The sequence below is a fragment of the Novosphingobium sp. genome (assembly GCF_965228995.1).
GTDB lineage: Bacteria > Pseudomonadota > Alphaproteobacteria > Sphingomonadales > Sphingomonadaceae > Novosphingobium.
Window position 1 is genome coordinate 2,844,252 of the sequence record NZ_OZ245852.1, and the last position, 24,769, is coordinate 2,869,020.

Below are 24,769 nucleotides of genomic sequence, written 5' to 3' on the forward strand. Positions count from 1 at the left end.
AAGCGGGGAACAATCATGAAACACTACCATCTAGCCTTTGCCCTCCTGATCGGCGCGGCGACTACGTCCGCAGCCGCACAGACAGTGGTCGCACCATCCAATGTGACAGCCGGCGACGTTGCGACGTCGCCGCTGGAAAATCTCAATATCAAGAAGGATGAGATCCCGCCGATCCTGATTGCGGCGCGCGAAGACACCTACGGTGTTTCCGGGATGCGCACCTGCCGTGCGATCGGCGCGGAAGTCGGACGGCTCGATGCCGTGCTCGGGCCCGATATCGATGTGGCGACCGACAAGACGCGCGACGAAAAGCGCGGCAATGCCGTGGGCCAGGTGGCCAAATCGGTGATCAACAGCTTCATCCCGTTTGGCGGCGTGCTTCGCGAAGTCACCGGCGCCGCCTCGCGCGAGCGGCAGTGGCAAGTCTCGCTCTATGCCGGGGCGAGCCGCCGGGCCTTCCTCAAGGGCTATGGTCAGGCGCGCGGCTGCCGCTACCCGGCCCGCGCGGCAACCGCAGCGCAGCTCTCCGCGCTTCAGGGCGCTGAGGCCGTGCCCGCGCCCGCGCTCAAGGCAAAGCCCAAGCCTGCCAAGCGCGCGAACGCCCGCCGCAAGCGCTGACGATCAGTCCCGTTCGCGCGGGAGGGCGTTGTCCACATCGCGCTCGGCCTTGTCGAGCGCGGCAAGCGCCTGCGCCCGCGCGCCGGCTGGTATATCCTTCTCGCGCATGATTTCGTTGCGCGCTTCGGCGATTTCCTTGCGGGCTTCCGCAATGGCAGCGCGCCCCTCCGCCATGCCTTCGGCGACCTCGTGGTCGATTTCGGCGCGGTCGATCGCCGGAGCTTCGGGCGGGCTCGGCGGTGCGGGAGGTGAAGGCGGCGACGGCGGCGCGGGAGGCGCCGGCGGGCTCATGCGGCTGTCTGCCGAGGATTGGGCAGCAGCCACCCCGCCAAGCGCGAGCAGCGCGGCGCCCGCCGCCAGCGCGGTCCATTTGCGAAGAAGCATCGGGCAGATCCTTTCAGGGGTCGTTGTTCTCTGACCCCGACCTGCCCTACCCGCCTGTTTAAGTCCGCCATGCTTCGTCAAACGGCAGACAGGAACCCGACGAACAGCGGGCCGCCGCCTACCGATCAGGGCTTGGGTTCGACGATCAGATAGACCCCGGTGGTCTTGCCGATGTTGAGGCCTTCGTGCCAGTCGATCCCGTCGCTCCACCAGCTGTCGCCCGCCTTGAGCTCGCGCACCACCGTGCCGCTGGCCGTGGTGATCCGCATGGTCGAACCCTTGAGGATATAGCCCCAATGCGGTGCATGGTGGTGCCGTTCGTGCCCCCAGCCCGGCGGAAAGGTGCAGCGGAGCACGCGCATCCGCGCGTTGTCCTTGAGCAGCTCGCAAACGTGCTGGCCCTTCCAGCCCGCCTCAAGCGGATCGGGATAAGAAGAGGCAGCGGGTTCCGTAACGGCGATGGCCGGACTTGCCCCTAGGACTAGCCCGGCCATCAGAAGCCATTTTCCGCGCCCCATCACACGCAGGGCGGGCACGATCAGTACACGCGCTTCTTGGGCTTGATGTACTCGACGTCGTCGGTGAGCGTGTATTCATGGACAGGGCGATAATCGAGCTTCACGCCGCCGCCCTTGCCGCCCCAGCCATCGAACCAGCTGGCGGTATGCTTCATCCACTCGGCATCGTTGCGCTCGGGATAGTCCTCGTGCGCATGCGCGCCGCGGCTTTCCTTGCGGTTCGAAGCCGAATGCATCGTCACCGCCGCCTGCGCGATCAGGTTGTCGAGCTCAAGCGTCTCGATGAGGTCCGAGTTCCAGATCAGCGAACGGTCAGAAACCTTGATGTCCTGCATCCGCTCATAGGTCGCGGCAAGTTTGACCTTGCCCTCGTCCATCAGTTCGTCGGTGCGGAACACCGCCGCATGGGCCGACATCGTGCGCTGCATTTCGATGCGCACCGCCGCCGTGGGCGAACTGCCGTTGGCGTGGCGGAACGTATCGAGCCGGGTGAGCGCGAGGTCGGCGCTATCCTTGGGCAGGGCCTTGTGCGACGAGCCCGGCTTGATGATTTCCTTGAGCCGCAGACCCGTTGCGCGGCCGAACACGACAAGGTCGATCAAGGAGTTGGAGCCAAGGCGGTTCGCACCGTGGACCGAAACGCACGCCGCTTCGCCCACTGCGAAGAGGCCGGGGATCACCGTTTCCGGATTGCCGTCCGCGCCGATGGTCACGACTTCGCCGTGGTAGTTACAGGGGATGCCGCCCATGTTGTAGTGGACAGTCGGAACGACCGGGAGCGGCTGACGGGTCAGGTCGACACCTGCGAAGATCTTGCCGCTTTCAGTGATGCCGGGAAGCCGCTCGGCCAGCACACCCGCGTCGATGTGATCGAGGTGCAGGTAGATGTGGTCCTTGTGCGGACCAACGCCGCGGCCTTCGCGGATTTCCAGCGCCATCGAACGCGAAACGACGTCGCGGCTGGCAAGGTCCTTCGCGGAAGGCGCATAGCGCTCCATGAAGCGCTCGCCTTCGGAGTTGGTGAGGTAGCCGCCTTCGCCGCGCGCGCCCTCGGTGATGAGGACGCCCGCGCCGTAGATGCCGGTGGGGTGGAACTGGACGAATTCCATGTCCTGCAGCGGAAGCCCCGCGCGCAGCACCATGCCGCCGCCATCACCCGTGCAGGTGTGCGCAGAGGTCGCGGTGAAATAGCTGCGGCCATAGCCGCCGGTGGCCAGTACCACGGCATGGCTGCGGAAACGGTGGATCGAACCATCGTCCATGCACATGGCGATCACGCCGCGGCATTCCGGCACGCCGTTCGCACCGGCCTCCATGATGAGGTCGATCGCGAAGTATTCGATGAAGAAGTCCGCGTCGTACTTCAGGCTCTGCTGGTAGAGCGCATGGAGCATCGCGTGGCCGGTGCGGTCTGCCGCGGCGCAAGTGCGCTGCACCGGCGGGCCTTCGCCCATGTTCTGCATGTGGCCGCCGAACGGGCGCTGGTAGATCGTGCCTTCGGCGTTGCGGCTGAAGGGCACGCCCGCATGCTCGAGCTCGTAGACCGCCGCCGGCGCCTCACGCACCATGTATTCGATCGCGTCCTGATCGCCGAGCCAGTCGGAACCCTTGACGGTGTCGTACATGTGCCAGGTCCAGTGGTCCGGGCTGTTATTGCCGAGGCTGGCGGCGATGCCGCCCTGCGCCGCAACCGTGTGCGAACGCGTCGGGAAGACCTTGGTGATGCAGGCGGTGCGCAGGCCGGCCTGGGCCGAACCCATCGTGGCGCGCAGGCCCGAACCGCCGGCACCGACGACGACTGTATCGTACGTATGGTCGATGATCTTGTAGGCAGGAGTAGAAGCCATGGCTCAGGCGCCCCCGAGAGCGATGCGCACGACCGAGACGATACCGTAGGCAGCGCCCGCGAACGGCAGGATGTTGACGAGAAGCCAGGCCGCGATCTTGCCGCCCTCTTCGTGGATGTAGTCTTCCAGCATGACCTGCACGCCAAGGCGCGCGTGCTGGAACGTGTTGATCATGATGAGGATCAGCGCGGTCGCGGGAACGGGCTTGGCCGCCCACGAATGGATCGTCGCGTAATCGTGCGAGGGCATGAGCGCGAGGCTGATCATCAGGAACGGGATCAGCACAAGATTGCCGACCGCCGTCAGGCGCGACGTCAGGAAATGGTGCGTGCCGTGGTGGCTGGAGCCGAGACCGCGCACGCGGCCGATGGAAGTACCGTTACCCATGAAATGTCCTTGAGAAGGGTATGGATCGCAGGATCGGGAGAAAGGATCAGTGCAGCAGGATGAAGGCCCAGAACAGGCTGGTTGCCGCCACCGAGAACAGGATCGTCAGCGAAGACCAGCGCGCGTTTGCCTCAAGCTCGTAGCCCGCGCCGATATCGAGCACGAAGTGTCGGATGCCCGACGCCATGTGCTGGAAGAAGGCCCAGGTCAGGCCGACCAGCACGACCTTGCCGAGCAGGGACGTTGCGGTCTGCAGGCCGCCGGCGGGCGCAAGCCACACCCAGTCGAGGAAGGTCTGATAGCTCTCAGCGCCGCCCGCCAGCGCGCCGACCCACCACAGCAGCAAGGCAAGGCCCGCGAAGGCGAGCCCGTTGCCCGTGATGCGGTGCAGGATCGAGACCAACATGGCCGGACCCCAGCGCCAGATTTCGAGATGCGGCGATAGTGGCCGATTGCCGGGCGCCTGCGCCATAGAACCCCCTAAATAGATTACCAAAACCGCTCGTGCCCTTGGGAGCACGATCCGAACGCGATTCGTATTAGCCCAAAAGCAGTCAGGTGCAACCATCGCGGTAGGGCAATCGCGCTACGTGTGTTCCAGGCCCTGTTGCAGGGGGCTCATTCGCTGGTAGAGCGGCAGGTATGGAAACACCTGCCATCCTCGTCACCGGCTCGACCCGGGGCATCGGCGCCGCCCTTGCCGATGCGCTTTCCGACCGCGGCGCTGCCGTCATCCGTCATGGCCGCAGCGGTGCTCCCGGCGTGGTCGGCGCCGATCTCGGCGCGCCGGCGGCGGCTGAAATGCTGTGGGAAGATGCGCTTGCCATGGCCGGCGGCGCAATCGACGTGCTTGTCAACAATGCCGGGCTGTTCGCCGCCAACCCCCTCGATGTGTCTGACATCGCCTGGCTCGATGGCTGGGAAGAAACGCTGCGGATCAATCTGACGTCCGCTGCGCAGCTCTCGCGCCTCGCCGTCCGCCACTGGCAGGCGCGCGGGGTGCCGGGGCGCATCGTCCATATCGCCAGCCGCGCCGCCTATCGCGGAGATTCGCCCGCGCACTGGCACTATGCCGCGGCCAAAGGCGGGATGATCGCCATGCACAAGACCATCGCGCGGGGCTACGCCGCCCAAGGCATCCTGAGCTTTGCAGTCACCCCGGGCTTTACCGATACGGCGATGGCGGGCGATTACCTCGCCAGCCGGGGCGGCGCGGATTTGCTGGCGGACATCCCGCTCGGCCGCGTGGCAACGCCGGAGGAAATCGCCGCCATCGGCGTGTTCTGCGCGCTAGATGCCCCGCCGAGCATGACCGGCGCGGTGATCGATGCGAATGGAGCCAGCTTTGTCCGCTAGGGTGCTCGCCCTGTCGGCGCCAGCCCTGCTTGCCACGGTGCTGGCCCCGGCGCTCGCTCAGGCCAAGCCCGTCCCCGCAGGTCAGGACCGCGCCGCCACGCAGGCGCTCGTCAAGCAGTGCGAGGGCAAGGAGGACTTTTCCGCCCCTGCCCCGCCCGCCCGGCTTTACGGCAACACGTATTATGTCGGCACCTGCACGGTCAGCGTGCTGCTGGTGACCTCGCCGCAGGGCCACATACTCGTCGATAGCGCGACCGAGCCGGCCGTGCCCTCGATCCTCGCCAATATCCGCGCGCTGGGTTTCCGTCCGGAAGACGTGCGCTGGATCGTGAGCAGCCACGAACACTTCGACCATGTCGGCGGGCTGGCGGCGCTGCAGAAGGCGACTGGCGCGAAAGTGGCGCTCAGCGCTCCGGCTGCGGCTATCGCGCAAACGGGCAAGCCCGATCCGGCGGATTCGCAATACGGCGTGCTCAAGGACCACCCCTTTGCGCCGGTCAGGACGGACCGCATCGTCGCCCCCGGTTCGGTCATCCGGGTCGGACCCTTGCGGCTCACCATGTCGGCCACGCCCGGCCATACCCGTGGATCGACCAGCTGGACCTGGCAGAGCTGTGCGGGCAGCCAGTGCCGCACGGTGAGCTATATCGACAGCATTTCCGCGCTCGCCGCCCCGGGTTATCGCTTTACCGATCATCCGGACGTCGTCGCCCGGTTCCGCCACACCTTCGCGGCCATTGCGGCGCGGCGCTGCGGGATCCTCGTCACCCCTCACCCTTCGGTGAGCGACCTGTTCGACCGGATGCTGGGCAAGGAACCGCTTGCCGCACCGGACGCTTGCCGCAGCTACGCGGCCATGGGCAGCAAGGGGCTTGATGCCCAGCTTGCCAAGGAAACAGCCAAGTGAGCTGGAAAATCACCGTCCGCGCTTCGGCCGAAGTCGTGCGCGCCGCACTCGTCGCGCATGAGGACGCCGCAGACTGGGACTTCTCGATCGTTCTCGGCGGCGGCCAGATCGATCCGGCCGAGCCCGATGCATGGCAGCTCGAGGCCTGGCTCGAACGCAAGCCGACGCCGGCGGACAAGGCCGCAATCACCGCGCTGTTTGCCGATGGCGCACCCGTTCTGCTCGTCGAGGAACTCGCCGATGCCGACTGGGTGACACTCAGCCAGCAAAATGTCGAGCCGATCCGCGAGGGCCCGTTCTACGTCCGCACGCCGGACCATGCGCCGGTAGCTGGCCTGCGAGACTTCATCATTCCGGCCAGTCAGGCTTTCGGCACCGGCCACCACGAAACGACTTCGGGCTGCCTTGCCATGCTCGCGCATATCAAGGCGCAAGGCGCCGTCGTGCGCAATCTTGCCGATATCGGCACGGGCACTGGCCTGCTGGCCTTTGCCGCGCTGCATCTGTGGCCGCGCGCAAGGGCCACGGCGAGCGATATCGATGCGGTGTGCGGACCGGTCGTGGCCGAAAACGCAGCTCTCAATGGCATCACGCTGGGCGACGGCCCGGGCAAGCTCGCCATGGTGATCGCGCCGGGCATGGAGCATCCCCTGCTGCGCGCCGCCGCGCCCTACGATCTGCTGATCGCCAATATCCTCGCAGGGCCGCTGGCCGAACTGGCGCCGGATTTCCGCAAGGTCGTTGCGCCCGGCGGCAGCGTGCTGCTGGCGGGTCTGCTCACCGCGCAGGAACCCACGGTGCGCTCCGCCTATACCCGCGCCGGGTTTTCCCTGCGCGCGCGGATGCAGCGCGGCAACTGGTCGATCCTGTGGCTCAGGCGGCGGACAGCGCGCTGAGCAGCAGCGACAGAGCGTTGTTGGTAAAAGCGATCATATTGGCGAGACGGTCGTCGTGCCCCGTCTCGACGATCAGCGCTGCCTCATAGTCCGGCCCGACCACGGCGGCTGCGCTGGTGCCCGATGCAACGCCCAGCGGATGGACGCCCGGCCCTGCCGCGCCGGTTTCCGCCACACCCCAATCGCTGTCATAGCGCGCCCGGATCAGCCGCGCCTGCGCGAGGGCATAAGCTTCGGTCGCCGAGGTCAGCCCGCGCAGCGAGCCGGGCTCGTGTCCCAGCACGATGCGCCGGCCCTTCAGCGTGTAGATCACCCCGCCGCCGCGATAGAACGCCGAGGCTCCCGGCATCGCGAGCAGCGCAGCGGAAATGAGCCCGCCGGTCGCGCCATCGACCACGGCAATGGACTGGCCTTTCGCCTTGAGCATCTTGCCAGCCTCGCTGCCGAGCGGCGTCAGGTCTTCAAAGGTCATTGTCCGGTTATCCCGCTGCCTTGACGATTTCGGCCCACGCCGCCTCGTCGATCACGTCTATTCCCAGCGCCGCTGCCTGCTTGAGCTTCGAGCCCGCGCCCGGCCCCGCCACTACCAGATCGGTCTTGGCCGAAACCGAACCTGCCGCCCGTGCGCCGAGCGCCTCGGCCTGCGCCTTGGCCTCGTCCCGGCTCATCGTCTCGAGCTTTCCGGTAAAGACCACTGTCTTGCCCGCGACCGCGCTCGCCTTGGTTTCGACGATATAGTCGGGCGGCGAGACCTCGGAAAGCAGATCGTCCCAAACCGCCACGTTGTGCGGCTCATGGAAGAAATCGCCGAGTGCTTCGACCACCACCGGGCCAACGCCTTCGATGGAGAGAAGTTCGGCGCGGGCCAGTTCCTCCCCCACCGGGGGAGGGGGACCATCCGAAGGATGGTGGAGGGGCACGCTCAGGCCAGGCGGAACCTGCCCCTCCACCAGCTGCGCTGGTCCCCCTCCCCGTTCCGGGGAGGAATGCGCGGCTTCCGCCACCGCGCGCAGCGCGGGCAACTTGGTGAACCGCTTCATCAGATCACGCGCCGTCACCGCGCCGACATGGCGGATGCCGAGCCCGAACAGCAGCCGCGCAGCATCCGGCGCGCGCTTGGCTTCGATTGCGGCAAGCAGGTTATCCACAGACTTGTCCTTCCACCCCTCGCGCCCGACGATGTCGCTGCGGCGCTGGTGGAGGCGGAAAATGTCGGCCGGGCTTTCCAGCCAGCCGAGCCCGAAGAACTCGATAATCGTCTTCTCGCCCAGCCCCTCGATATCGAGCGCACCCCGGCTGACGAAGTGCCGAAGTCGCTCCACGCGCTGCGCCGGACAGATCAGCCCGCCGGTGCAGCGCACATCGACTTCGCCTTCTTCGGCCACGGCTTCGGACTGGCATTCGGGGCAGTGATCGGGGAAATGGTAGGCCTCGCGCGGTTCCTCGCGCGTCAGGTTGTCGACGACTTGCGGGATCACATCGCCCGCGCGCTGGAGGACGATGCGGTCGCCCACGCGCAGGCCCAGCCGCCCGATCTCGTCGCGGTTGTGGAGCGTGACATTGGTGACGGTAACACCGCCCACCAGCACCGGACGCAGCCGGCCGACCGGTGTCAGCTTGCCGGTGCGGCCCACCTGAATGTCGATGGCCTCGATCACCGTCTCGGCGCGCTCCGCAGGGAACTTGCGCGCAAGGCCCCAGCGCGGCGCCTTGGCGACAAAGCCCAGCCGCTCCTGCCAATCCAGCCGGTCAACTTTAAAGACCACGCCGTCGATATCATAGGGCAGGCCCGGCCGCTGCGCGCCGATCGCGCGGAAGTGCTCGACCATCGCCGCAACCGATCCGCAGCGCACCAGCAGCGGCGAAACCGGCACGCCCCATGCTGCGATTCGCTGCATCACCTCGAACTGCGTCTCGCCCGGAACCGCGCTTGCCGCACCCCAGCCATGGGCGAGGAAGCGCAAGGGGCGGCTCGCAGTGACGCTCGCGTCCTTCTGGCGCAGTGATCCGGCGGCGGCATTGCGCGGATTGGCGAAGAGCTTGTCGCCCTTTTCCTCCTGCGCGGCATTCAAGGCGGCGAAATCGGCCTTGGCCATATAGACCTCGCCGCGGATCTCGAACACGGCAGGGGCATCACCGGTGAGCGCCTGCGGGATATCGGGAATGTGGGCGACATTGGGTGTCACGTCCTCGCCCACCTGCCCGTCACCGCGGGTGGCGGCGCGCACCAGCTTGCCATTCTCGTAACGCAGCGAGCAAGACAGGCCGTCGATCTTGTCCTCGGCGGTCATGACCACCTCGGAATCAGGTGTCAGCGCCAGGAAGCGCCGCACCCGCGCCACGAATTCCTCGACCTCCTCGTCCGAAAACGCGTTGTCGAGGCTCATCAAGCGAACCTCGTGCGTGACCTTGGCGAGCGGCGAGGCCACTACCTCGTGCCCCACCTTGCGGCTCGGGCTATCGGGCCGGATCAGGTGCGGAAAGGCAGCCTCAAGCTCGGCATTGCGGCGCACCAGCGCATCGTACTCAGCATCGCTGATCTCGGGCGCATCCTGCGCGTGATAGAGCCGGTCATGGTGCGCAATCTGCCGCGCAAGGCGCATCAACTCATTCGCGGCATCGGCTTCGGACATGTTCACTTTAGCCCCCTCCTCTTCAGAGGAGGGGGTTGGGGGTGGTGCCGCGAAGCCTGCTCCAGCGGTCCTCGCTAGCATGCAGGGCAGCAAGCAAAGCAGTCCTCACCCCGTGCATGTTGTCCATCACCTCCCGATTGGTAAACCTGATCGTGCGAAAGCCGGTCGTCCGTTCGAACGTTGCGTCGCGAATCAAGTCGGCTTCGCGGTCATGGGTATGCCCGTCGACTTCGATGACAAGGCCTTTCTCGGGGCAGAAGAAATCGACGATGCGCCGTTCGATGGTTGCCTGCCTGCGAAACTTGAATCCACCGAGACGCCTGTCACGCAGTTCGAACCAAAGCCGCTTTTCCGGCTCGGTAGGCTCGCGGCGCATCCGGGCAGCGTGTTCGAGCAAAGTTCCGCGCATAGGGCCACCACCCCCAACCCCCTCCTCTGAAGAGGAGGGGGCTTTTGGCGGAACGGCGGTCACTCTGCCCTCCCCAACACTGTCACCACCAGTTCATGCCGTGCCCGGAAGCCCAGCGATTCGTAAAGGCGAATGGCGTGGGTGTTGGTGGCGTAACTGTGCAGGAACGCCGTATCACCGCGCTGCGTGAACCCGGCCAACACGCGGCGGATCATCCGGCCGGCAAGGCCGCGCCCCTGCCGGTCAGGCGCGGTGCAGACGCCGCTCAGTTCGGCGAGCCCCGGCGCAGGGCGCATGCGTTCGCCCGCCATGGCGATCAGGCGGCCTTCCTCGCGCAGGCCGAAATAAGGGCCATAGCGATGAGTATGCGAACGCCAGGGGCCGGGCTGCGTCTCAAGCGCGAGAGCGGTCATTTCGGGCGCGTCGGCTTCCCGCATGAGGATCAGCTCGGGATCGACTGCAAAGGTCTCCAGCGGGCCATCGGCGATCATCTGCAGCAGCGGTGCGGTGCGCAGCAACCGGGTTCCTGGCGGCGGGGCCTGCACCGTGCTTTCGACGAGCCAGATTTCGTCCTCAGCGCTGGTCAGGAGGCTGGTGAGCTCTGCCTCATGCCCCGGCGCAGCTGCGGCGAAGGGGCCATAAGTCGGGTCGATCCGGCAGACCGTGCCGCGCGCCACGGCCAGCGCTGCCTGCGGCCCATTGAGCAGCGACCAGATCGGGCGATCGAGCGGATGCGCGGTCATGGCTGCGTACTCAGGCCTGTTCTAGCAGGCGCTCGGCCTGCGCGCGCGCTTCGGGCGTGATCTCCGCGCCGGACAGCATCCGGGCGATTTCCTCCTGCCGCCCGCCCGCATCAAGCTGCACCACCGACGTGCGCGTGACAGTGCCCTCGGAGGACTTGGCGATCAGGTAATGCGCCGTCCCGCGCGCCGCCACTTGCGGGCTGTGCGTGACTGCAAGCAATTGCCCGCCCGCCGCGAGCCGCGCCAGGCGCTCGCCAATGGCACTGGCAACCGCACCGCCGACGCCGCGGTCGATCTCGTCGAAGATCACCGTCGCCGCACCGCCTTCTTCGGCGAGCGCGACCTTGAGCGCGAGGATGAAGCGCGAAAGCTCGCCGCCAGAAGCGATCTTGGCGAGCGGCGCGAAATCCGCGCCGGGATTGGTCGAAATCAGGAACTCGGCGGCATCGACGCCGTGCGGGCCCCAGCGCTCCTCCGGCAAGCGCACCACGGCAGTGCGGAAGCGCGCCGCATCGAGCTTGAGCGGGGCGAGTTCGGCCGCCACCGCTGAATCGAGCCGCCGCGCCGCCTCGGCCCTTGCGACAGAGAGGCTTTCCGCCTTGGCGCGGTAATCGAGGCCCGCGTCCTGCGCCGCGCGGGCGAGACCCGCAATCGCCGCCTCGCCGCCCTCGATCCGGTCGAGCGCGGCGCGCATCTCGGTCATGCGCGCGGGCAGATCGTCGACGCTGCAGCCATGTTTGCGCCCCGCCGCGCGCAGATCGAACAGGCGCGTTTCGATTCGGTCCAGCAGCAACGGATCGTGCGAGAGCGCTTCGGCCGCCTTGTCGAGCTTGTCCTCCGCCTCGCTCGCCTCGATCACCGCGCGGTCGAGCGCTTCCAGCGCTTCGGTCAGCAGGGGATGCTCGTGCGCGATGCGGTCAAGCCGGCGCGAGGCGCTGCGCAGGCTCGCGAGGGCCGAATCCGAACCGGTCCACAAATGCTGCAGTTCGGCAAGATCGCCCGAGAGTCGCTCCCCTTTTTGCATGGCCGCGCGTTGTTCGGCGAGTTCGGCCTCTTCACCCACTTCGGGCGCCAGCAAGGCCAGTTCGGCGAGATGGGCAACAAGCAGATCCTGCTCGGCAGACGCCGCAGCAAGGCGCGCCTGCGCCTCGGCAAGCGCGGTTTCGGCCGCGCGCCACTTCTCCCACGCCGCGCCGACATCGCCTACGTCGGCCCGCGCATAGCGATCGAGCAGTGCACGGTGGCCCCGCGCGTTGACGAGGCCGCGATCATCGTGCTGGCCGTGAAGTTCGACCAGCCCCCGCGCCAGTTCGCGCAGCAGCGCGACGCTGACCGGCTGATCGTTGACGAATGCGCGGCTGCCGACGGCCCCACTCCCACCAGAGCTGCCATCTCCGCGCAGACGGCGGCGGATGATCAGCGGTTCGCCCGGCTCGACCGCAATTTCGGCCTCCGCCAGTGCCGAGGCCAGCGGATCGGGCAGCCGCGCGAACTCGAACGTCGCGGTCACGCTCGCCTCATCGGTGCCCGCGCGGATCAGCCCGGCATCGGCGCGGTCCCCCAGCACGAGCCCCAGCGAATCCAGCAGGATCGACTTGCCGGCACCCGTCTCACCGGTGAGCACGCCCAGCCCGCGCCCGAACACAAGGTCCAGCGCCTCGATCAGGACAACATTGCGAATGGAAAGACCCGTAAGCATTGCCCGCGATCCTTACCCAGTCCGCCGCGCCGCGTCACCATGCTCGCGCGGAGAACCCGCCATGTTGGCAAACCTGTGGATAAACCCGCGGATTTCGGCCTGGTATGACAACGGCATGACACGGTGCCACGGGAACGACATGCGATTGTGACAGGGATTCGGCTCAGTTAACAAACTGAACAAGGGTTCCGCGATGACGCGCCGCGCACAGGCTTGGGGTCTTTCCACCACAGCCACCGAATTGGTCAAATCCATTCCCGCCTGGCTCGATCTGCCCGAGCCGCGCGGTTTCCGTCCCAAGCGCAAGGTGCGCACGGTGTGGGTGTCCGACATCCACCTCGGCACGCGCGGCTGCAATGCCGATATGCTGCTCGATTTTCTCGCCTCGATCGAGTGCGAGACGCTCTATCTGGTCGGCGATATCGTCGATGGCTGGCGTCTCTCGCGCGGCTGGTACTGGCCCGACGCGCACAACGAAGTTGTCCGCCGCGTGCTCAAGATGGCGCATCGCGGCACCCGCGTGGTGTTGATCGCCGGTAATCATGACGAGATGCTGCGGCCTTATGCCGGCATGAGCTTCGGCGGGGTGGAAATCGCGCTCGAAGCCATCCACCTCACCGCCGATGGCCGCCGCCTGCTGGTGACGCATGGCGACAAGTTCGACGGCGTGGTGCTCTACGCGCGCTGGCTCGCCTTCCTCGGCGATCAGGCCTACTCGATCCTGCTACGCGCCAACCGCTGGTTCAACGCGGTGCGCCGCCAGTTCAAACTGCCGTACTGGTCGCTGTCCGCCTACCTCAAGAAGCGCGTGAAGAACGCGGTGCAGTTCGTCTGCGCGTTCGAGGAAGCTGTCGCCCACGCCGCGCGCGACATGGAAGTCGATGGCGTCGTCTGCGGGCACATCCATTGCGCCGAAATCCGCCAGATCGGCGATGTAACCTACTACAACGATGGCGACTGGGTCGAAAGCTGCACCGCGCTGGTCGAAGACTACATGGGTGCGATCTCGATCATGGACTGGGCGGCGATCTGCTTCGAGGAAGCCCTGGCAAAGACACCCACAGACGGTGCAGAAGCTGCTCGCATCAAGGAAGACGCATGAGAATCGCGCTTTGCACCGACGCCTGGCACCCGCAGGTGAACGGTGTTGTCCGCACGCTGGCGACCACGGTCGAACGCGTGACGGCGCGCGGGCACGAAGTCATGCTGGTCACGCCCAATCAGTTCTTCACCTTCGGCTTGCCCGGCTACCGTGAAATCCGCCTCGCCATGCTGCCACGCTTCGGTACGCGCCGCAGCTTGCGCGATTTCGATCCCGAGATCGTCCACATTGCCACCGAAGGCCCGATCGGCTGGGCCGCGCGGGGCTGGTGCAAGGCGAGCGGGGTGCCCTTCACCAGCGCATTCCACACGCGTTTTCCCGATTATGCTGCCGTGCGCACCGGGCTTAGCCCGGACCGGTTCTGGCCGATCATGCGGCGCTTCCACGCCGCGAGCCACGCGGTGCTCGTCTCGACGCCGACACTCGCCGCCGAGCTTGTCGGCCATGGGCTGACACAGGCGACCCCATGGTCTCGCGGGATCGACGCCGGCCAGTTCCACCCGGGCCACGCACCACTCGAGGCACTGGCCAATCTGCCGCGGCCGATCATGCTCAACGTGGGCCGGGTCGCGGTGGAGAAGAACCTCGATGCGTTTCTCTCGGCCGATGTGCCGGGCAGCAAGGTCGTGGTCGGCAACGGGCCGGACCTTGCCCAGCTGCGCGCACGCTATCCGAATGTGCATTTCCTTGGCGCGCTGTCCGGCACCCCGCTGGCGCAGGCCTATTGCTCGGCGGACGTGTTCGTCTTCCCGAGCCGGACCGATACATTCGGCCTCGTGATGATCGAGGCGATGGCCTGCGGCCTGCCGGTGGCAGCCTATCCGGTACCGGGTCCGATCGACGTTGTCGGACCGGGCGGATTGGGACCGGACGGAACACTTCCGCAACCGGTCGGCGCGCTTGATGAGGATCTCGCTGCGGCGATCCGCCAGGCGCTCGCATGCGACCGGACCGCCGCGGCGGCGCACGGCGGCAGCTTCAGCTGGGACCGCGCCACCGATCAGTTTCTCGATGCACTTGGCAGCGCCGCGCGCACGCGCAGCCTAAGCCGGGCGGCCTGATCAGCTGGCAGTCGTGCCCGGTGCCTTGGCGTTCATGAGCTTGTAGGCCCGCTCGTACCATTCGTTGCCGGGGTAGTTGGCCCCCAGCACGGCCGCAGCCTTCTCCGCCTGTTCAGGCAGGCCGAGCACGAGGTAGCTTTCGACCAGACGGTAGAGCGCCTCGGGCGTGTGGCTTGTCTGCTGGTACTTGTCGACCACGCTGCGGAAGCGCAGCGTGCCCGCCAGCCACTTGCCGCTGCGCTGGTAGAAGCGGCCGATCTCCATCTCCTTGCCGGCAAGGTGATCGTTGACGAGATCGAGCTTCAGCCGCGCATCGGTGGCGTACGACGTATTGGGATAGCGGCGGATCACTTCGGTGAGTGCAGTCAGCGCCTGCTGGGTGATCTTCTGGTCGCGCGTCACGTCGCTGATCTGCTCGTAATAGCACAGCGCGACGAGGTAGTAGGCGTAAGGCGCGTCCTTGTTGCCGGGGTGGATCGACAGGAAGCGCTGGGCGGACTGCACCGACTTCGCATAATCGCGCGCGGCATAGTAGCTGAACGCGCTCATCAGCTGGGCACGGCGGGCCCAGGGCGAATAAGGATGCTGCCGCTCGACCTCATCGAACAGGGCGGCGGCCTGCTTGGCATCGCCCTTGTCGAGCCGATCCTTGGCGGCGGCATAGAGCGTATCGACGTCACGCGCGACGTAGGCGACGTCCTTCTTGGCCTTGGTACCCGCACAGCCGGCGGTGAGCCCAAGAACGGCGGTGGCGGCGGCGAATGCGAGAAGGCGCAGCGGGCTGCGTCCGGAAGCTGAGGCGATCATGCCGGTGCTATAGCCAGCAGGCGAATGAACGCCAAGTGAAGTTGCAAGCTTTTACCGGGCCTCTTACGCGGCCTGTTCCTCGAACGGCGGTTCGAGCGTGATCGGGTCTGCCAGCGTGATCCGGTCGAGCATCGTGGCCATCTCGTCGCGCAGTTGCAGCATCAGCCCGCGCAGCCGGCAATCGGCCTCGGGCAGGCAGTTGTTGCAGGTCTCGTGCGCGTTGCGGCTGGCGCAGGGTGTCAGCGCGAGGCTGCCGCGGGTCAGGCGGATGATATCGCCGTAGCGAATATCGACAGGCGGGAGCGCGAGCTCATAGCCCCCCTCCCGGCCGCGATGCGAGACCACGATGCCCTCGCGCGCCATTCCAGAAAGAATGACGGTGAGAAATTTGCGCGGGATGTTCTGCGCCTCGGCAATCGCGTCAAGACGCACGGGTCCCTGCCCGAAGGTATCGGACAAGTGCTGGAGGGCGCGGATCGTATAACGCGTCTTTTGCGAGAGCATGCCTCAGATTTGGGCCGAGGCGAGCGAATGTCAACGCCGGGAGTAGAATTACCCCCGGCGCTTTGCGGTTCACCCGAACGCCGCCGAAGCGTCCGCCTCGATCGGCGCTACCGGACGCAGCGCGAAGATGCCGAAGGAAACAATCACCGCATAGCACAGCGCCGGCAGCAGCAGCGCGGTGGTCAGACTTCCGGTCAGATCCGCCAGCGCGCCGGTTGCGAGGGGCACAACCGCGCCGCCGAAAATGGCGACGTTGATAATGCCCGAACCGTCCGCCGCACGCTTGCCAAGGCCCTCGCAGGCCAGGGTGAAGATCGTCGGGAACATTATCGAGTTCATCAGCCCGATGGAAAGCAGGCTGTAGGCGGCAACAAGGCCCGAGGTGTGGGTCGAGATGGCGAGCAGCGTGATTGCTCCCGCCGCGCAGCCCGCCAGCACCTTGCCGGGGCTGAGGAAGCGCAGCACGAGCGAGCCGATGAAGCGGCCAACCATCGCGCCGAACCAGTATTTCCAGATCTGCCCGCCCGCCGCTTCGTGATCGAGACCCATGACGCTGGCCTGGCCGAGGTAGTTCACGATGATCGAGCCGATCGAGACTTCCGCGCCGACATAAAGGAAAATGCACAAGGCGCCGAAGCCGAAGCGCGGACGCGACAGCAGGGCGAAGCTCGCGGCGAGCGAGCTTTCCTCATGGTGTTCGCCCTTCAGCCGGTTGCGGTTTGCCCAGACGACCGCGGCGACCAGCGCGAGGCTGATAGCGAGGCCGATATAGGTGTTGACCACCAGGCGGCTCTCGGTGACGCGGTAGGCATCGAGCGCCGGGCCGACGAGCTGGTCAACCTTCACATCCTTGATCTTGCCGAGGATCACACTGGCACCAATGAGCGGGAACAGCACGGTCCCGAGCGAATTGAACGCCTGCGCAAACGTGAGGCGGCTGCTGGCGGTCTTTGCCGGGCCGAGCAGCGAGATCAGCGGGTTCGAGACAACCTGCACAAGCACCACGCCGCTCGCGAGGATGAACAGCGCGAAGAGAAACAGCGCATATAGCGCGCTTTGCGAGGCCGGGACGAACAGCAGGCAGCCGGCCATCATGGTCAGCAGGCCCACCGCTGCGCCGCGCATGTAACCGATGCGCTTGACGAGCGCCGCGCCGGGGACGCCAACCACGAAATAGGCCGTGAAGAAGCAGAACTGCACCAGCATGGCCTGGGTGTAGTTGAGCGTGAAAAGCTCCTTCAGCTTGGGGATGATCACATCGTTGAGCGATGTGATACCGCCGAAGAGAAAGAACAGCGCCATGACGAATACGCGCAGTTCGGGGGCATCGATATTGCCATTGTCCGTGGCTGAATCGGCGGCGGCTGTCGGAGCCATGGCCATGACGCGGTCTCTCCCATGAGCCGGTCACCCCCCGGCTTCTTCGCGCAGTGTTGTGCCAAGGCGCGCGGGAATGTCCACCCGCATAGGCGGCGCATACGTATCGCCGTGGTGGACAAGATTCGGAGAAGATCGCTTGATTTCCGCCACTTCAAACGATGAGCCCCGCTCCGACACGGTCGAAGCGGGGCCAAAAAGTGAACGTTATCAGCCGTGTCCTGCTTCGGCGGCTTACTTCGCGGCAACCTTGAGGTAGGCGATCACGTCAGCACGGTCCTGCGGGTTGCTGAGGCCGGGGAATGCCATGCGTGTGCCGGGGACGTATTTCATCGGCGCGGTGAGGAACTGGTCGAGCGTATCGGGACCCCAGGTCACGCCCTTGCCCTTCATGCCGGCGGAGTAACTGAAGTTGGCAAAAGTGCCGGCCTTGCGGCCAACCACACCCTTGAGGCTGGGGCCCATGCGGATCGCGCCGGTGTTGAGATCGTGGCAGGCAGCGCAGCGGGCGAAGACTGTCTTGCCGCGGGCGGCATCGCCAGCCGGAGCACCAGCCGCTTGCGCCGCACCAGCAGCCGTGAGGGCCGCAAGCGTCGCTGCACAGAGCGTAACCAAACCAAGACGCGTCTTAGAAAACTTCATGAGAAACTCCCCTGTCGGATCACTATGCTTATGAAGCGCCCGGTGTGTATCCGAGCTTAATGCGCTGTTCGCGCGTTTGAAAGCTTCGGGCGGGGGGTTCAGCCCCGGCTCGGTGTGGAAAGATAGACCTTGATGATGAGCCGGTAGAGCTCATCGCGCTCGGCGGGCGTCAGCGGGCTGAGCAGGCCGGCCTCATCAGTAAAGATGATCTCGCGCGCGGCGGTCAGCGTGGCGGTGCCCGTTTCGGTGATCCACAGCCCCCCGGCCCGGCGATCGAGCTTCGAGGGTTCGGAGACTAGGTGGCCATTCATGGTGAGCTGGCGCACGAACTGGTGCACGGTCGGCCGCTCGATCTTGAAGAACCGCGAGAGGTCCGACTGCTTGACCCCGGGATTGGCATTGACCAGCCAGAGGATCGCGACCTGCTTGGGTGTGACCTTGAACGATTCAAGCTGGCGCTCGAGACGCGAGAGCAGCAGCGAATTGAGCGTGCCGACGTGGATGCCGAGAACCTGGTCCAGACCGTCAAGGTCAAGCTCCGGGGTCACGGCCTGCCGGGTCAGGGTCGCAGTCGACGTCTCCATGGGTGTGGGCGGGCCTTTCCTGCTCGCTGAAGTAGATCGCAACCGATTGCATAAGGCGCACCGGGGCAGGACGCAAACTTTTGTCGCAGTGCAGCGTGAAATGGTGGCGATTGTCGTTAGAGGCGCTGCGGATGTCCGCTCCGGGTCCCCGCCTTCGCTGGGATGACGAGACTTGGGATTGAAATTCCATCGTCATCCCCGCCAAGGCGGGGACCCGGAGCGACGTGAAACGGCAATAACTGCTCAGTGCCGGATCAGGTAGTCGAACGCCGAAAGAGCGGCCTTCGAGCCCTCACCCATCGCGATCACGATCTGCTTGTAAGGCACCGTCGTGACGTCACCCGCCGCGAACACGCCGGGGAGGCTCGTGGCGAGGTGCGCGTCGATCTCGATCTCGCCCCGATTCGTCATCGCCAGCGCGCCGTGCAGCCATTCGGTATTGGGCACGAGCCCGATCTGAACGAAGATCCCTTCGAGCTCGAGCGTGCGGACTTCCTCCGTGTTGCGATCCCGGTAAACAAGGCCCGTCACCTTCTCGCCGTCGCCGATCACCTCGGTCGTGAGCGCGGAAGTAATCACGGTGACATTGGGCAAGCTGCGCAGCTTGGTCTGAAGCACTGCATCGGCGCGCAGTTCGCTGTCGAACTCGATCAGCGTGACATGCGCGACAATGCCCGCGAGATCGATCGCCGCCTCGACGCCGGAATTGCCGCCGCCGATCACCGCAGTGCGCTTGCCCTTGTAAAGCGGGCCATCGCAGTGCGGGCAATAGGCGACGCCCTTGTTGCGGTATTCCTCCTCGCCCGGCACGCCGATCTGCCGCCAGCGCGCGCCGGTGGAGAGGATGACCGTCTTCGCGCGCAACGCGGCGCCGCTTTCAAGCTCCACGGTCGCGAGGCCATCGCCGTTCGCAGGCTTCAGGCCGACCGCCTTCTGCAGGTTCATCACATCGACATCGTAGTCCTTCACGTGGCTCTCAAGCTGGGCAACGAGGCGCGGACCTTCGGTGTGCTGGACCGAGATGAAGTTCTCGATCCCCATCGTATCGAGCACCTGCCCGCCGAAGCGCTCGGTGACAACGCCGGTGCGGATGCCCTTGCGCGCGGCATAGATCGCCGCCGCCGCGCCCGCCGGGCCGCCGCCGACGACGAGCACGTCGAAGGGCTCCTTGGCGGCGATCTTCTCCGCCGCGCGCGCTACCGCGCCGGTGTCGAGCTTGGCTACGATCTGGGCGAGATCCATGCGGCCCTGGCCAAACAGTTCGCCGTTCAGGAACACTTGCGGCACGGCCATGATCTTGCGCCGCTCGACTTCATCCTGGAACAGCGCGCCGTCGATGGCGACATGCGTCACCTGCGGATTGAGCGCGGCCATGATATTGAGCGCCTGCACCACATCGGGGCAGTTCTGGCAGGTCAGCGAGAAGAACGTCTCGAAGTGCAGCGGACCTTCGAGGCCGCGCACGGTTTCGAGCAGTTCGGCCTCTTCCTTGGGCGGGTGGCCGCCAACATGGAGCAGCGCGAGGATCAGCGAGGTGAACTCGTGGCCAAGCGGCAGGCCCGCAAACGTCACGCGCGCCGCCTCACCCACTGCGCCGATGGCGAAGCTTGGGCGGCGCGCATCGGTGCCGTCAAAGCGCGCGGTGACCTTGTCCGAAAGAACCGCGATCTCCTCGACGAGGCCGCGCAATTCGGCACTCTTCGGCCCCTCGCCCAAGCTGGCGACGAGCTCGATCGGGCGGCGCAGGTTGCCGAGATAGGTCTTGAGCTGGGCGGTGGTGGCGGCGTCGAGCAGCGGCATGGGCCGGGTTCCTTGAAATCAGCGGGCAGTCAGGTTCGTTCGCGCAGGTAAAGGCACCGGCGCGGGGGATTGGGGGCAGCATGAAAAACGAGGCCGGGCGGCGGCGGAGGGGGAGGGAAAGGCCGCCGCCCGGCGGGTAGCGAGAGGCCGTGCGGGGGGAATGCCGGCGCTCTCGCGAAGGGTAATCAGATCAGATCTTGCCAACCAGGTCGATCGACGGAGCGAGGGTCTCGCCGCCTTCTTCCCACTTGGCCGGGCAGACCTGGCCGGGGTGCTCGCGCCAGTACTTGGCAGCCTTGATCTTGCGGACGAGCTCGGTGGCGTTGCGGCCCACGCCCTCGGGCGTGATCTCGATCAGCTGGATCACGCCGTCCGGATCAACCACGAAAGTGCCGCGATCAGCCAGGCCAACGCCGGGGCGCAGGTTGTCGAAGTTGTTGGTCAGCGTGTGGTTCTGGTCACCCACGAGGTAGTAGGTGATCTTGCCGATCGCCGGCGAGCTATCCGCCCAGGCCTTGTGGCTGAAGTGCGTGTCGGTCGAGACACCGAACACTTCGACACCGAGGCTCTGCAGCTCGGCATAGTTGTCCTGCAGGTCTTCGAGCTCGGTCGGGCATACGAAGGTGAAATCGGCCGGGTAGAAGAAGAACACCGCCCACTTGCCGGCGATATCGGCCTCGGTCACGTCGACGAACTTGCCTTCCTTGTAGGCCGTGTTCGCGAAGGGCTTGATCGGGGTGTTGATGAGCGACATCGACTTTCCTTTTGCTGGCGGGCCGGGATGACCCGCATGAATGGCAGGGCGCATCTAGCGCGAGTCGGTGCGCGGCGCTAATGATCAATCCTGCGCATATTGATTGACTGGATCGATCAATAAGCCATCCGCCGCGCCCTGCCGAAACATGGTTATCCGGGCCATCTCCATCAATAGGCACGCGCCCCGATAGCGGGCTTCACGCGCCGCGCAGGGCGAATAAAGTCTGCTGCGCTGCCGCGGCGAGCGGCTATGATGCGAGCCAGACTTATCCCCGCGTCAGCAAGGAGCACCCGATGGCATCGAACAACCCCTGGCGGCACATGCGTACCGCCGGCATCGCCGACGATATCGACTTCGAGATCAAGGGCCACGAACTCCAGTTTGTCGAGATCGAGCTCGATCCGGGCGAAAGCGCAGTGGCCGAGGCCGGCGCCTTCGTGTGGAAGGACGGCACCATCGAAATGACGACGGTGTTCGGCGATGGCAGCGAAACCGGCGATGAAGGCTTCATGGGCAAGCTGCTGGGCGCCGGCAAAAGACTGGTGACGGGCGCGAGCCTGTTCACCACGGTGTTTACCCATCGCGGCACCGGAAAGGCGCGCGTGGCCTTTGCCGCGCCGGTGCCCGGCACGATCCTTCCGTTGAAGCTTTCCGACCTCGGCGGATCGCTGATCTGCCAGAAGGAAAGCTTCCTCGCCGCCGCGCGCGGGGTAAGCATCGGGATCGCCTTCCAGCGCCGGATCATGACCGGGCTGTTTGGCGGCGAAGGCTTCATCATGCAGCGCCTGGAAGGCGATGGCTGGGTCTTCGTCCAGATGGGCGGCACGCTCGTCGAACGCGAACTTGCCCCCGGCGAGGAGCTGCATGTCGATACCGGGTGCCTTGCTGCCTACACCCCCTCGGTCACGTTCGACCTGATCGCGGCGGGCGGCGTGAAGAACGTGCTGTTCGGCGGCGAAGGCATGTTCTTCGCGCGGCTGACCGGCCCCGGCAAGGTCTGGATCCAGTCCCTGCCCTTCGCGCGCCTGGCCGGACGCGTCGTGGCGGCGGCCATGCCGGCAGGCGGGCACAACCGCGGCGAAGGTTCGGCGCTGGGGATCCTCGGGGACTTCATCGACGGAAACCGCTGAGCGGCATTCCCGGTCAGAAACGAGGTGCAATGCCTGGTGAGAGGAGAAGCCTCGCGCAGGCCCCTCCCCTCACCTCAAATCGTCAGAACGTCAGCTTGACGGTGCCGCCGAATGTGCGTGGATCGCCGATGTTGCCGACGATCAGGCCGGTGTTGCCCGATGCGACAGCGAGCTGATCATAGTAGTTCACATCGAACGCGTTGCGGACCCAGCCGTAGATGTCGATGCCAACGGAACTGCTCGGCTCGGTGCGGAAGCCGAGGCGGAAGTTGGTCAGGGCATAACCATCGACATTGGTATAGGCCGAGGGGCTGGCGTTCGACGACCAGGACGAGCGGGTGTTGCCATCGAAGCCGAAGTAGACCTGGCCGTCCTTGCCCAGCAGCTTGACCGGAACATTGGCCTCGGCGCCGTAGGAAAACGACCACTTCGAAACGCCCGGCAAACGCGCGCCCGAGATGTCGCACTGCGCGGGGCTGACGCCGTTCGGCGTGCCGGGCAGATCGGCGGGCGCCGTGGGCACGCCGTTCGCGTCGAGCGGCTGCGCCTTGCCGCCCGAAAGCTCAGGCGGGCACGGCGCGTTCTTGAACGAGACGAACTTCGCATCGGTGTAGGCGCCGTTGCCGTAGATGTTGAAGCGCTCGCTGGGGCGATAGGACGTGTCGACCTCCACACCTTGCGACCGGGCCTTGTCCGCATTGGCGAGGTAACCGCGGATGTTGCCGACCGCGAAGTTCGAGACTTGCGTCTGGTAATTCCCGACATCGGTGCGGAAGGCGGCGATGTTGAGCGTGGCCTTGCGGTTCAGGAACTGGGTCTTGATACCCACTTCGTAGTGGTTCACCGATTCCGGCTTGATCGTCGCAAGATCGAGCAACGGTACGCCGGTCACCGCATCGGCCGGCACGCCATTGAGGTTGATGCCCCCCGTCTTGAAGCTCTTCGCATAAGTTGCATAGAGGTGGACATCGCGCGTGACATCCCACGCCGCGGTCACGTCGCCCGAGAAGTTCCAGTCGCTGAACCTGGCCACGAACGATTGCGGGGCGAGCACGGCGAGCTGCGCTGCCTCGCGCTTGGTGTTGAGGCTCTTGCCGGCCGCATCGGTCTTGAACACGACCAGATTGCCCGCGCCATCAGTCACGACCGAACTGTAGCTGCCGTCCTTCTTGTCATAATTGACGCGGAAGCCCGGCTGGATCGAGAACGTGTCAGTCACCTTGTAGGTGAACTTGCCGAAAATCGCGGCGCTGGTGTTTTTGAAGCTGATGTCGTTGTTGGCGGTCAGTCCGTTCAACACGCTCGGATCGTTCGACAGCGCATTGGTGGGATTTATCAGCCACTTGCTGGCCGCCGCGCCCTGCTGCTGCAGGCCGAGGGTCCTGATCTTCTGGTAAAAGCCGAAAGCACCCAGCGTGTAGCCCAGCTTGCCGGTCTCGCCCGAAAGGCGCAGCTCCTGCGAATACTGGTCCTGATGTGAGGGATTCTGCGACTTCGAGGTGATCGGCAGGCCGAGGAAGTCGCGGTCGTTGCTGGGATCCCAATCCCAGTAGCGCCACGCGGTGACCGAGGTCAGCGTGCCGATCCCGGTATCGATCCTGGCCCGCAGCGAGACTCCGCCGATGTCGTTCTTCGCGCGCAGCGGCGTATCGACATCGGTCATCCGGTCGAACGGATTGGTGCTGGGCACGGCGTAATTCTGCGCAGCGGCAAGCGCGGCGTACTGGCGGTTCAGCGGACGCTGGGTGGCGCCGGTGCGCACATAGACCTGGGTGCAGCAGTCCGGGTTCTGGTGGCTATAGTCACCGGCCAGCGTGATTTCGACGCCGTTCGCGGGCTTCCACAGGATCTGGCCGCGCAGGCCGAGGTTGTCCTGCGAGTTGACCTTGAGCTTCGACGTGACGTTGTAGATCGTGCCGTCGCGGCGGGTGATCGAGCCGGCGAGGCGCACGGCGACCTTGTCAGAGAGCGGACCGGACACCGCCGCCTTGCCCTGGAAGAAGCCGTAGTTGCCGCCGCTGATCTCGACCCGGCCTTCGGGTTCAAACGTCGGCGCGCGGCTGGTGATGTTGATCGCACCCGCCGTGGTGTTCTTGCCATAGAGCGTGCCCTGCGGGCCGCGCAGGACTTCGATCTGCTTCACGTCGAGGAAGTCGAAGGTCGAGGAAGCGACGCGCGCCATGTAGACGTCATCGACATAGATGCCCACGCCCTGCTCGATGCCATCGTTGGTGAGGCCGAGCGGCGCACCGAGCCCGCGGATATTCACCGAAGTGTTGCGCGGGTTGGAGGAGGTGAACTGCAGGGTCGGGGTGAGCTGCTGGAGGCGGCCGACATTGAAAGCGCCCGTCGCGTCGATGTGATCACCGCCGACGACCGAGATCGCGAGCGGCACATCCTGCGCGGTTTCGGCGCGGCGGCGCGCGGTGACCACGATGGTGTCGTTATCGGACTGGCCGGTGCCGACGGAGGTGGCCTGGTCAGCAGGTGCGGCGGAATCGGTGGTGGTTTCGGCGGCAAGCGCCGGAGTGGCGGCAAGCGGCAGGATGGCCGCCCCCGCGAGGAGGAGAACACGCAAAGTCATCGTCGATCCTTTGTCTGGGTCTCA

General features: G+C 65.8%; 25 protein-coding genes. 7 read left to right on the forward strand and 18 right to left on the reverse strand.

Annotated elements, in window-relative coordinates:
* The first annotated feature begins 15 nt into the window (after nt 1–15).
* A complete protein-coding gene (locus ACO056_RS12965; protein ID WP_421847361.1) occupies nt 16–618 on the forward strand; it encodes a hypothetical protein in 603 nt (200 codons plus the stop codon).
* 3 nt (nt 619–621) lie between these two features.
* On the opposite strand, the gene ACO056_RS12970 is transcribed toward ACO056_RS12965, so the two are convergent.
* The 5 genes from ACO056_RS12970 to sdhC all read right to left on the reverse strand — a co-directional run bounded on the left by ACO056_RS12970 (nt 622) and on the right by sdhC (nt 4,226).
* Complete coding sequence (locus ACO056_RS12970) at nt 622–1,002, reverse strand: hypothetical protein (RefSeq protein ID WP_421847363.1); 381 nt, start codon at nt 1,000–1,002, stop codon at nt 622–624.
* 125 nt (nt 1,003–1,127) lie between these two features.
* Nucleotides 1,128–1,496: a cupin domain-containing protein gene (locus ACO056_RS12975; protein WP_421847365.1), complete on the reverse strand. Its 369-nt coding sequence runs from the start codon at nt 1,494–1,496 to the stop codon at nt 1,128–1,130.
* Nucleotides 1,497–1,540: 44 nt separating this feature from the next.
* Nucleotides 1,541–3,367, reverse strand: a complete 1,827-nt coding sequence (gene sdhA / locus ACO056_RS12980; RefSeq protein ID WP_421847367.1) for a succinate dehydrogenase flavoprotein subunit — start codon at nt 3,365–3,367, stop codon at nt 1,541–1,543.
* A 3-nt stretch (nt 3,368–3,370) separates the two neighbouring features.
* The gene (gene sdhD / locus ACO056_RS12985) at nt 3,371–3,754 is read right to left on the reverse strand and encodes a succinate dehydrogenase, hydrophobic membrane anchor protein (protein WP_421847369.1); all 384 of its coding nucleotides are present in this window, start codon (nt 3,752–3,754) and stop codon (nt 3,371–3,373) included.
* A 46-nt stretch (nt 3,755–3,800) separates the two neighbouring features.
* The gene (gene sdhC, locus ACO056_RS12990) at nt 3,801–4,226 is read right to left on the reverse strand and encodes a succinate dehydrogenase, cytochrome b556 subunit (RefSeq protein ID WP_421847371.1); all 426 of its coding nucleotides are present in this window, start codon (nt 4,224–4,226) and stop codon (nt 3,801–3,803) included.
* 170 nt (nt 4,227–4,396) lie between these two features.
* On the opposite strand from sdhC, the gene ACO056_RS12995 reads away from it, so the two are divergent.
* Genes ACO056_RS12995 through ACO056_RS13005 form a run of 3 tightly spaced genes read left to right on the forward strand, consistent with a single transcriptional unit; the run spans nt 4,397 to nt 6,913 of the window.
* Nucleotides 4,397–5,110, forward strand: coding sequence for an SDR family NAD(P)-dependent oxidoreductase (locus ACO056_RS12995; RefSeq protein WP_421847373.1), 714 nt, complete (start codon nt 4,397–4,399; stop codon nt 5,108–5,110).
* Nucleotides 5,100–6,017: a subclass B3 metallo-beta-lactamase gene (bla, locus tag ACO056_RS13000; RefSeq protein WP_421847375.1), complete on the forward strand. Its 918-nt coding sequence runs from the start codon at nt 5,100–5,102 to the stop codon at nt 6,015–6,017. Before ACO056_RS12995 ends, bla begins: the two co-directional genes overlap by 11 nt.
* Nucleotides 6,014–6,913: a 50S ribosomal protein L11 methyltransferase gene (locus tag ACO056_RS13005; protein WP_421847377.1), complete on the forward strand. Its 900-nt coding sequence runs from the start codon at nt 6,014–6,016 to the stop codon at nt 6,911–6,913. Before bla ends, ACO056_RS13005 begins: the two co-directional genes overlap by 4 nt.
* Here the strand turns inward: ACO056_RS13005 and ACO056_RS13010 are convergent.
* The 5 genes from ACO056_RS13010 to recN all read right to left on the reverse strand — a co-directional run bounded on the left by ACO056_RS13010 (nt 6,891) and on the right by recN (nt 12,397).
* Nucleotides 6,891–7,385 carry a CinA family protein gene (locus ACO056_RS13010; protein WP_421847379.1) on the reverse strand — a complete coding sequence of 165 codons (495 nt, stop codon included), beginning with the start codon at nt 7,383–7,385 and terminating at the stop codon, nt 6,891–6,893. The genes ACO056_RS13005 and ACO056_RS13010 overlap by 23 nt on opposite strands.
* A gap of 7 nt (nt 7,386–7,392) precedes the next feature.
* Nucleotides 7,393–9,546 carry an NAD-dependent DNA ligase LigA gene (ligA, locus tag ACO056_RS13015; protein ID WP_421847381.1) on the reverse strand — a complete coding sequence of 718 codons (2,154 nt, stop codon included), beginning with the start codon at nt 9,544–9,546 and terminating at the stop codon, nt 7,393–7,395.
* A gap of 22 nt (nt 9,547–9,568) precedes the next feature.
* On the reverse strand, nt 9,569–9,943 hold the full coding sequence (locus ACO056_RS13020) for an endonuclease domain-containing protein (protein ID WP_421847383.1): 375 nt from the start codon (nt 9,941–9,943) through the stop codon (nt 9,569–9,571).
* A gap of 71 nt (nt 9,944–10,014) precedes the next feature.
* Entirely contained in the window at nt 10,015–10,698 is a 684-nt protein-coding gene (locus ACO056_RS13025) for a GNAT family N-acetyltransferase (RefSeq protein WP_421847385.1), read from the reverse strand.
* Between the two features lie 10 nt (nt 10,699–10,708).
* Nucleotides 10,709–12,397 carry a DNA repair protein RecN gene (gene recN / locus ACO056_RS13030; RefSeq protein WP_421847387.1) on the reverse strand — a complete coding sequence of 563 codons (1,689 nt, stop codon included), beginning with the start codon at nt 12,395–12,397 and terminating at the stop codon, nt 10,709–10,711.
* A gap of 193 nt (nt 12,398–12,590) precedes the next feature.
* Here recN and ACO056_RS13035 point away from each other — a divergent pair, with 193 nt between their 5' ends.
* Together ACO056_RS13035 and ACO056_RS13040 are read left to right on the forward strand one after the other, a co-directional pair.
* Nucleotides 12,591–13,499: a UDP-2,3-diacylglucosamine diphosphatase gene (locus ACO056_RS13035; protein ID WP_421847389.1), complete on the forward strand. Its 909-nt coding sequence runs from the start codon at nt 12,591–12,593 to the stop codon at nt 13,497–13,499.
* Entirely contained in the window at nt 13,496–14,560 is a 1,065-nt protein-coding gene (locus tag ACO056_RS13040) for a glycosyltransferase family 4 protein (protein ID WP_421847391.1), read from the forward strand. Before ACO056_RS13035 ends, ACO056_RS13040 begins: the two co-directional genes overlap by 4 nt.
* Here the strand turns inward: ACO056_RS13040 and ACO056_RS13045 are convergent, their stop codons facing one another.
* From ACO056_RS13045 to ahpC, 7 genes are all read right to left on the reverse strand, one after another.
* Nucleotides 14,561–15,367, reverse strand: coding sequence for an outer membrane protein assembly factor BamD (locus tag ACO056_RS13045; RefSeq protein ID WP_421847393.1), 807 nt, complete (start codon nt 15,365–15,367; stop codon nt 14,561–14,563). It abuts the gene before it with no gap.
* 63 nt (nt 15,368–15,430) lie between these two features.
* Complete coding sequence (locus tag ACO056_RS13050) at nt 15,431–15,871, reverse strand: RrF2 family transcriptional regulator (protein ID WP_421847396.1); 441 nt, start codon at nt 15,869–15,871, stop codon at nt 15,431–15,433.
* Nucleotides 15,872–15,940: 69 nt separating this feature from the next.
* Nucleotides 15,941–17,254: a sugar MFS transporter gene (locus ACO056_RS13055; RefSeq protein ID WP_421847398.1), complete on the reverse strand. Its 1,314-nt coding sequence runs from the start codon at nt 17,252–17,254 to the stop codon at nt 15,941–15,943.
* A 228-nt stretch (nt 17,255–17,482) separates the two neighbouring features.
* A complete protein-coding gene (locus ACO056_RS13060) occupies nt 17,483–17,890 on the reverse strand; it encodes a c-type cytochrome (RefSeq protein ID WP_421847400.1) in 408 nt (135 codons plus the stop codon).
* 98 nt (nt 17,891–17,988) lie between these two features.
* Nucleotides 17,989–18,474 carry a MarR family winged helix-turn-helix transcriptional regulator gene (locus ACO056_RS13065; protein ID WP_421847402.1) on the reverse strand — a complete coding sequence of 162 codons (486 nt, stop codon included), beginning with the start codon at nt 18,472–18,474 and terminating at the stop codon, nt 17,989–17,991.
* Between the two features lie 243 nt (nt 18,475–18,717).
* A complete protein-coding gene (gene ahpF / locus ACO056_RS13070) occupies nt 18,718–20,268 on the reverse strand; it encodes an alkyl hydroperoxide reductase subunit F (protein ID WP_421855495.1) in 1,551 nt (516 codons plus the stop codon).
* A gap of 196 nt (nt 20,269–20,464) precedes the next feature.
* Nucleotides 20,465–21,028: an alkyl hydroperoxide reductase subunit C gene (gene ahpC, locus ACO056_RS13075; RefSeq protein ID WP_421847404.1), complete on the reverse strand. Its 564-nt coding sequence runs from the start codon at nt 21,026–21,028 to the stop codon at nt 20,465–20,467.
* A gap of 296 nt (nt 21,029–21,324) precedes the next feature.
* On the opposite strand from ahpC, the gene ACO056_RS13080 reads away from it, so the two are divergent.
* The gene (locus ACO056_RS13080; RefSeq protein ID WP_421847406.1) at nt 21,325–22,161 is read left to right on the forward strand and encodes an AIM24 family protein; all 837 of its coding nucleotides are present in this window, start codon (nt 21,325–21,327) and stop codon (nt 22,159–22,161) included.
* A gap of 82 nt (nt 22,162–22,243) precedes the next feature.
* Here the strand turns inward: ACO056_RS13080 and ACO056_RS13085 are convergent, their stop codons facing one another.
* Nucleotides 22,244–24,745, reverse strand: a complete 2,502-nt coding sequence (locus ACO056_RS13085; protein WP_421847408.1) for a TonB-dependent receptor — start codon at nt 24,743–24,745, stop codon at nt 22,244–22,246.
* Between the last annotated feature and the right edge of the window lie 24 nt (nt 24,746–24,769).

What these genes read in the sequence shown, in the direction of transcription:
- ACO056_RS13035 (WP_421847389.1), top strand. Translation starts at nt 12,591, where the DNA reads ATGACGCGCCGCGCACAGGCTTGGGGTCTTTCCACCACAGCCACCGAA.
- ACO056_RS12965 (WP_421847361.1), top strand. Translation starts at nt 16, where the DNA reads ATGAAACACTACCATCTAGCCTTTGCCCTCCTGATCGGCGCGGCGACT.
- recN (WP_421847387.1), bottom strand. Translation starts at nt 12,397, where the DNA reads ATGCTTACGGGTCTTTCCATTCGCAATGTTGTCCTGATCGAGGCGCTG.
- ACO056_RS13040 (WP_421847391.1), top strand. Translation starts at nt 13,496, where the DNA reads ATGAGAATCGCGCTTTGCACCGACGCCTGGCACCCGCAGGTGAACGGT.
- sdhA (WP_421847367.1), bottom strand. Translation starts at nt 3,367, where the DNA reads ATGGCTTCTACTCCTGCCTACAAGATCATCGACCATACGTACGATACA.
- ligA (WP_421847381.1), bottom strand. Translation starts at nt 9,546, where the DNA reads ATGTCCGAAGCCGATGCCGCGAATGAGTTGATGCGCCTTGCGCGGCAG.
- ACO056_RS13025 (WP_421847385.1), bottom strand. Translation starts at nt 10,698, where the DNA reads ATGACCGCGCATCCGCTCGATCGCCCGATCTGGTCGCTGCTCAATGGG.
- ACO056_RS13050 (WP_421847396.1), bottom strand. Translation starts at nt 15,871, where the DNA reads ATGCTCTCGCAAAAGACGCGTTATACGATCCGCGCCCTCCAGCACTTG.
- ACO056_RS13080 (WP_421847406.1), top strand. Translation starts at nt 21,325, where the DNA reads ATGGCATCGAACAACCCCTGGCGGCACATGCGTACCGCCGGCATCGCC.
- ACO056_RS13045 (WP_421847393.1), bottom strand. Translation starts at nt 15,367, where the DNA reads ATGATCGCCTCAGCTTCCGGACGCAGCCCGCTGCGCCTTCTCGCATTC.
- sdhD (WP_421847369.1), bottom strand. Translation starts at nt 3,754, where the DNA reads ATGGGTAACGGTACTTCCATCGGCCGCGTGCGCGGTCTCGGCTCCAGC.
- ACO056_RS13055 (WP_421847398.1), bottom strand. Translation starts at nt 17,254, where the DNA reads ATGGCCATGGCTCCGACAGCCGCCGCCGATTCAGCCACGGACAATGGC.
- ACO056_RS13065 (WP_421847402.1), bottom strand. Translation starts at nt 18,474, where the DNA reads ATGGAGACGTCGACTGCGACCCTGACCCGGCAGGCCGTGACCCCGGAG.
- ACO056_RS12995 (WP_421847373.1), top strand. Translation starts at nt 4,397, where the DNA reads ATGGAAACACCTGCCATCCTCGTCACCGGCTCGACCCGGGGCATCGGC.
- ACO056_RS13010 (WP_421847379.1), bottom strand. Translation starts at nt 7,385, where the DNA reads ATGACCTTTGAAGACCTGACGCCGCTCGGCAGCGAGGCTGGCAAGATG.
- ACO056_RS13060 (WP_421847400.1), bottom strand. Translation starts at nt 17,890, where the DNA reads ATGAAGTTTTCTAAGACGCGTCTTGGTTTGGTTACGCTCTGTGCAGCG.
- ahpC (WP_421847404.1), bottom strand. Translation starts at nt 21,028, where the DNA reads ATGTCGCTCATCAACACCCCGATCAAGCCCTTCGCGAACACGGCCTAC.
- ACO056_RS13085 (WP_421847408.1), bottom strand. Translation starts at nt 24,745, where the DNA reads ATGACTTTGCGTGTTCTCCTCCTCGCGGGGGCGGCCATCCTGCCGCTT.
- sdhC (WP_421847371.1), bottom strand. Translation starts at nt 4,226, where the DNA reads ATGGCGCAGGCGCCCGGCAATCGGCCACTATCGCCGCATCTCGAAATC.
- ACO056_RS12970 (WP_421847363.1), bottom strand. Translation starts at nt 1,002, where the DNA reads ATGCTTCTTCGCAAATGGACCGCGCTGGCGGCGGGCGCCGCGCTGCTC.
- ACO056_RS12975 (WP_421847365.1), bottom strand. Translation starts at nt 1,496, where the DNA reads ATGGCCGGGCTAGTCCTAGGGGCAAGTCCGGCCATCGCCGTTACGGAA.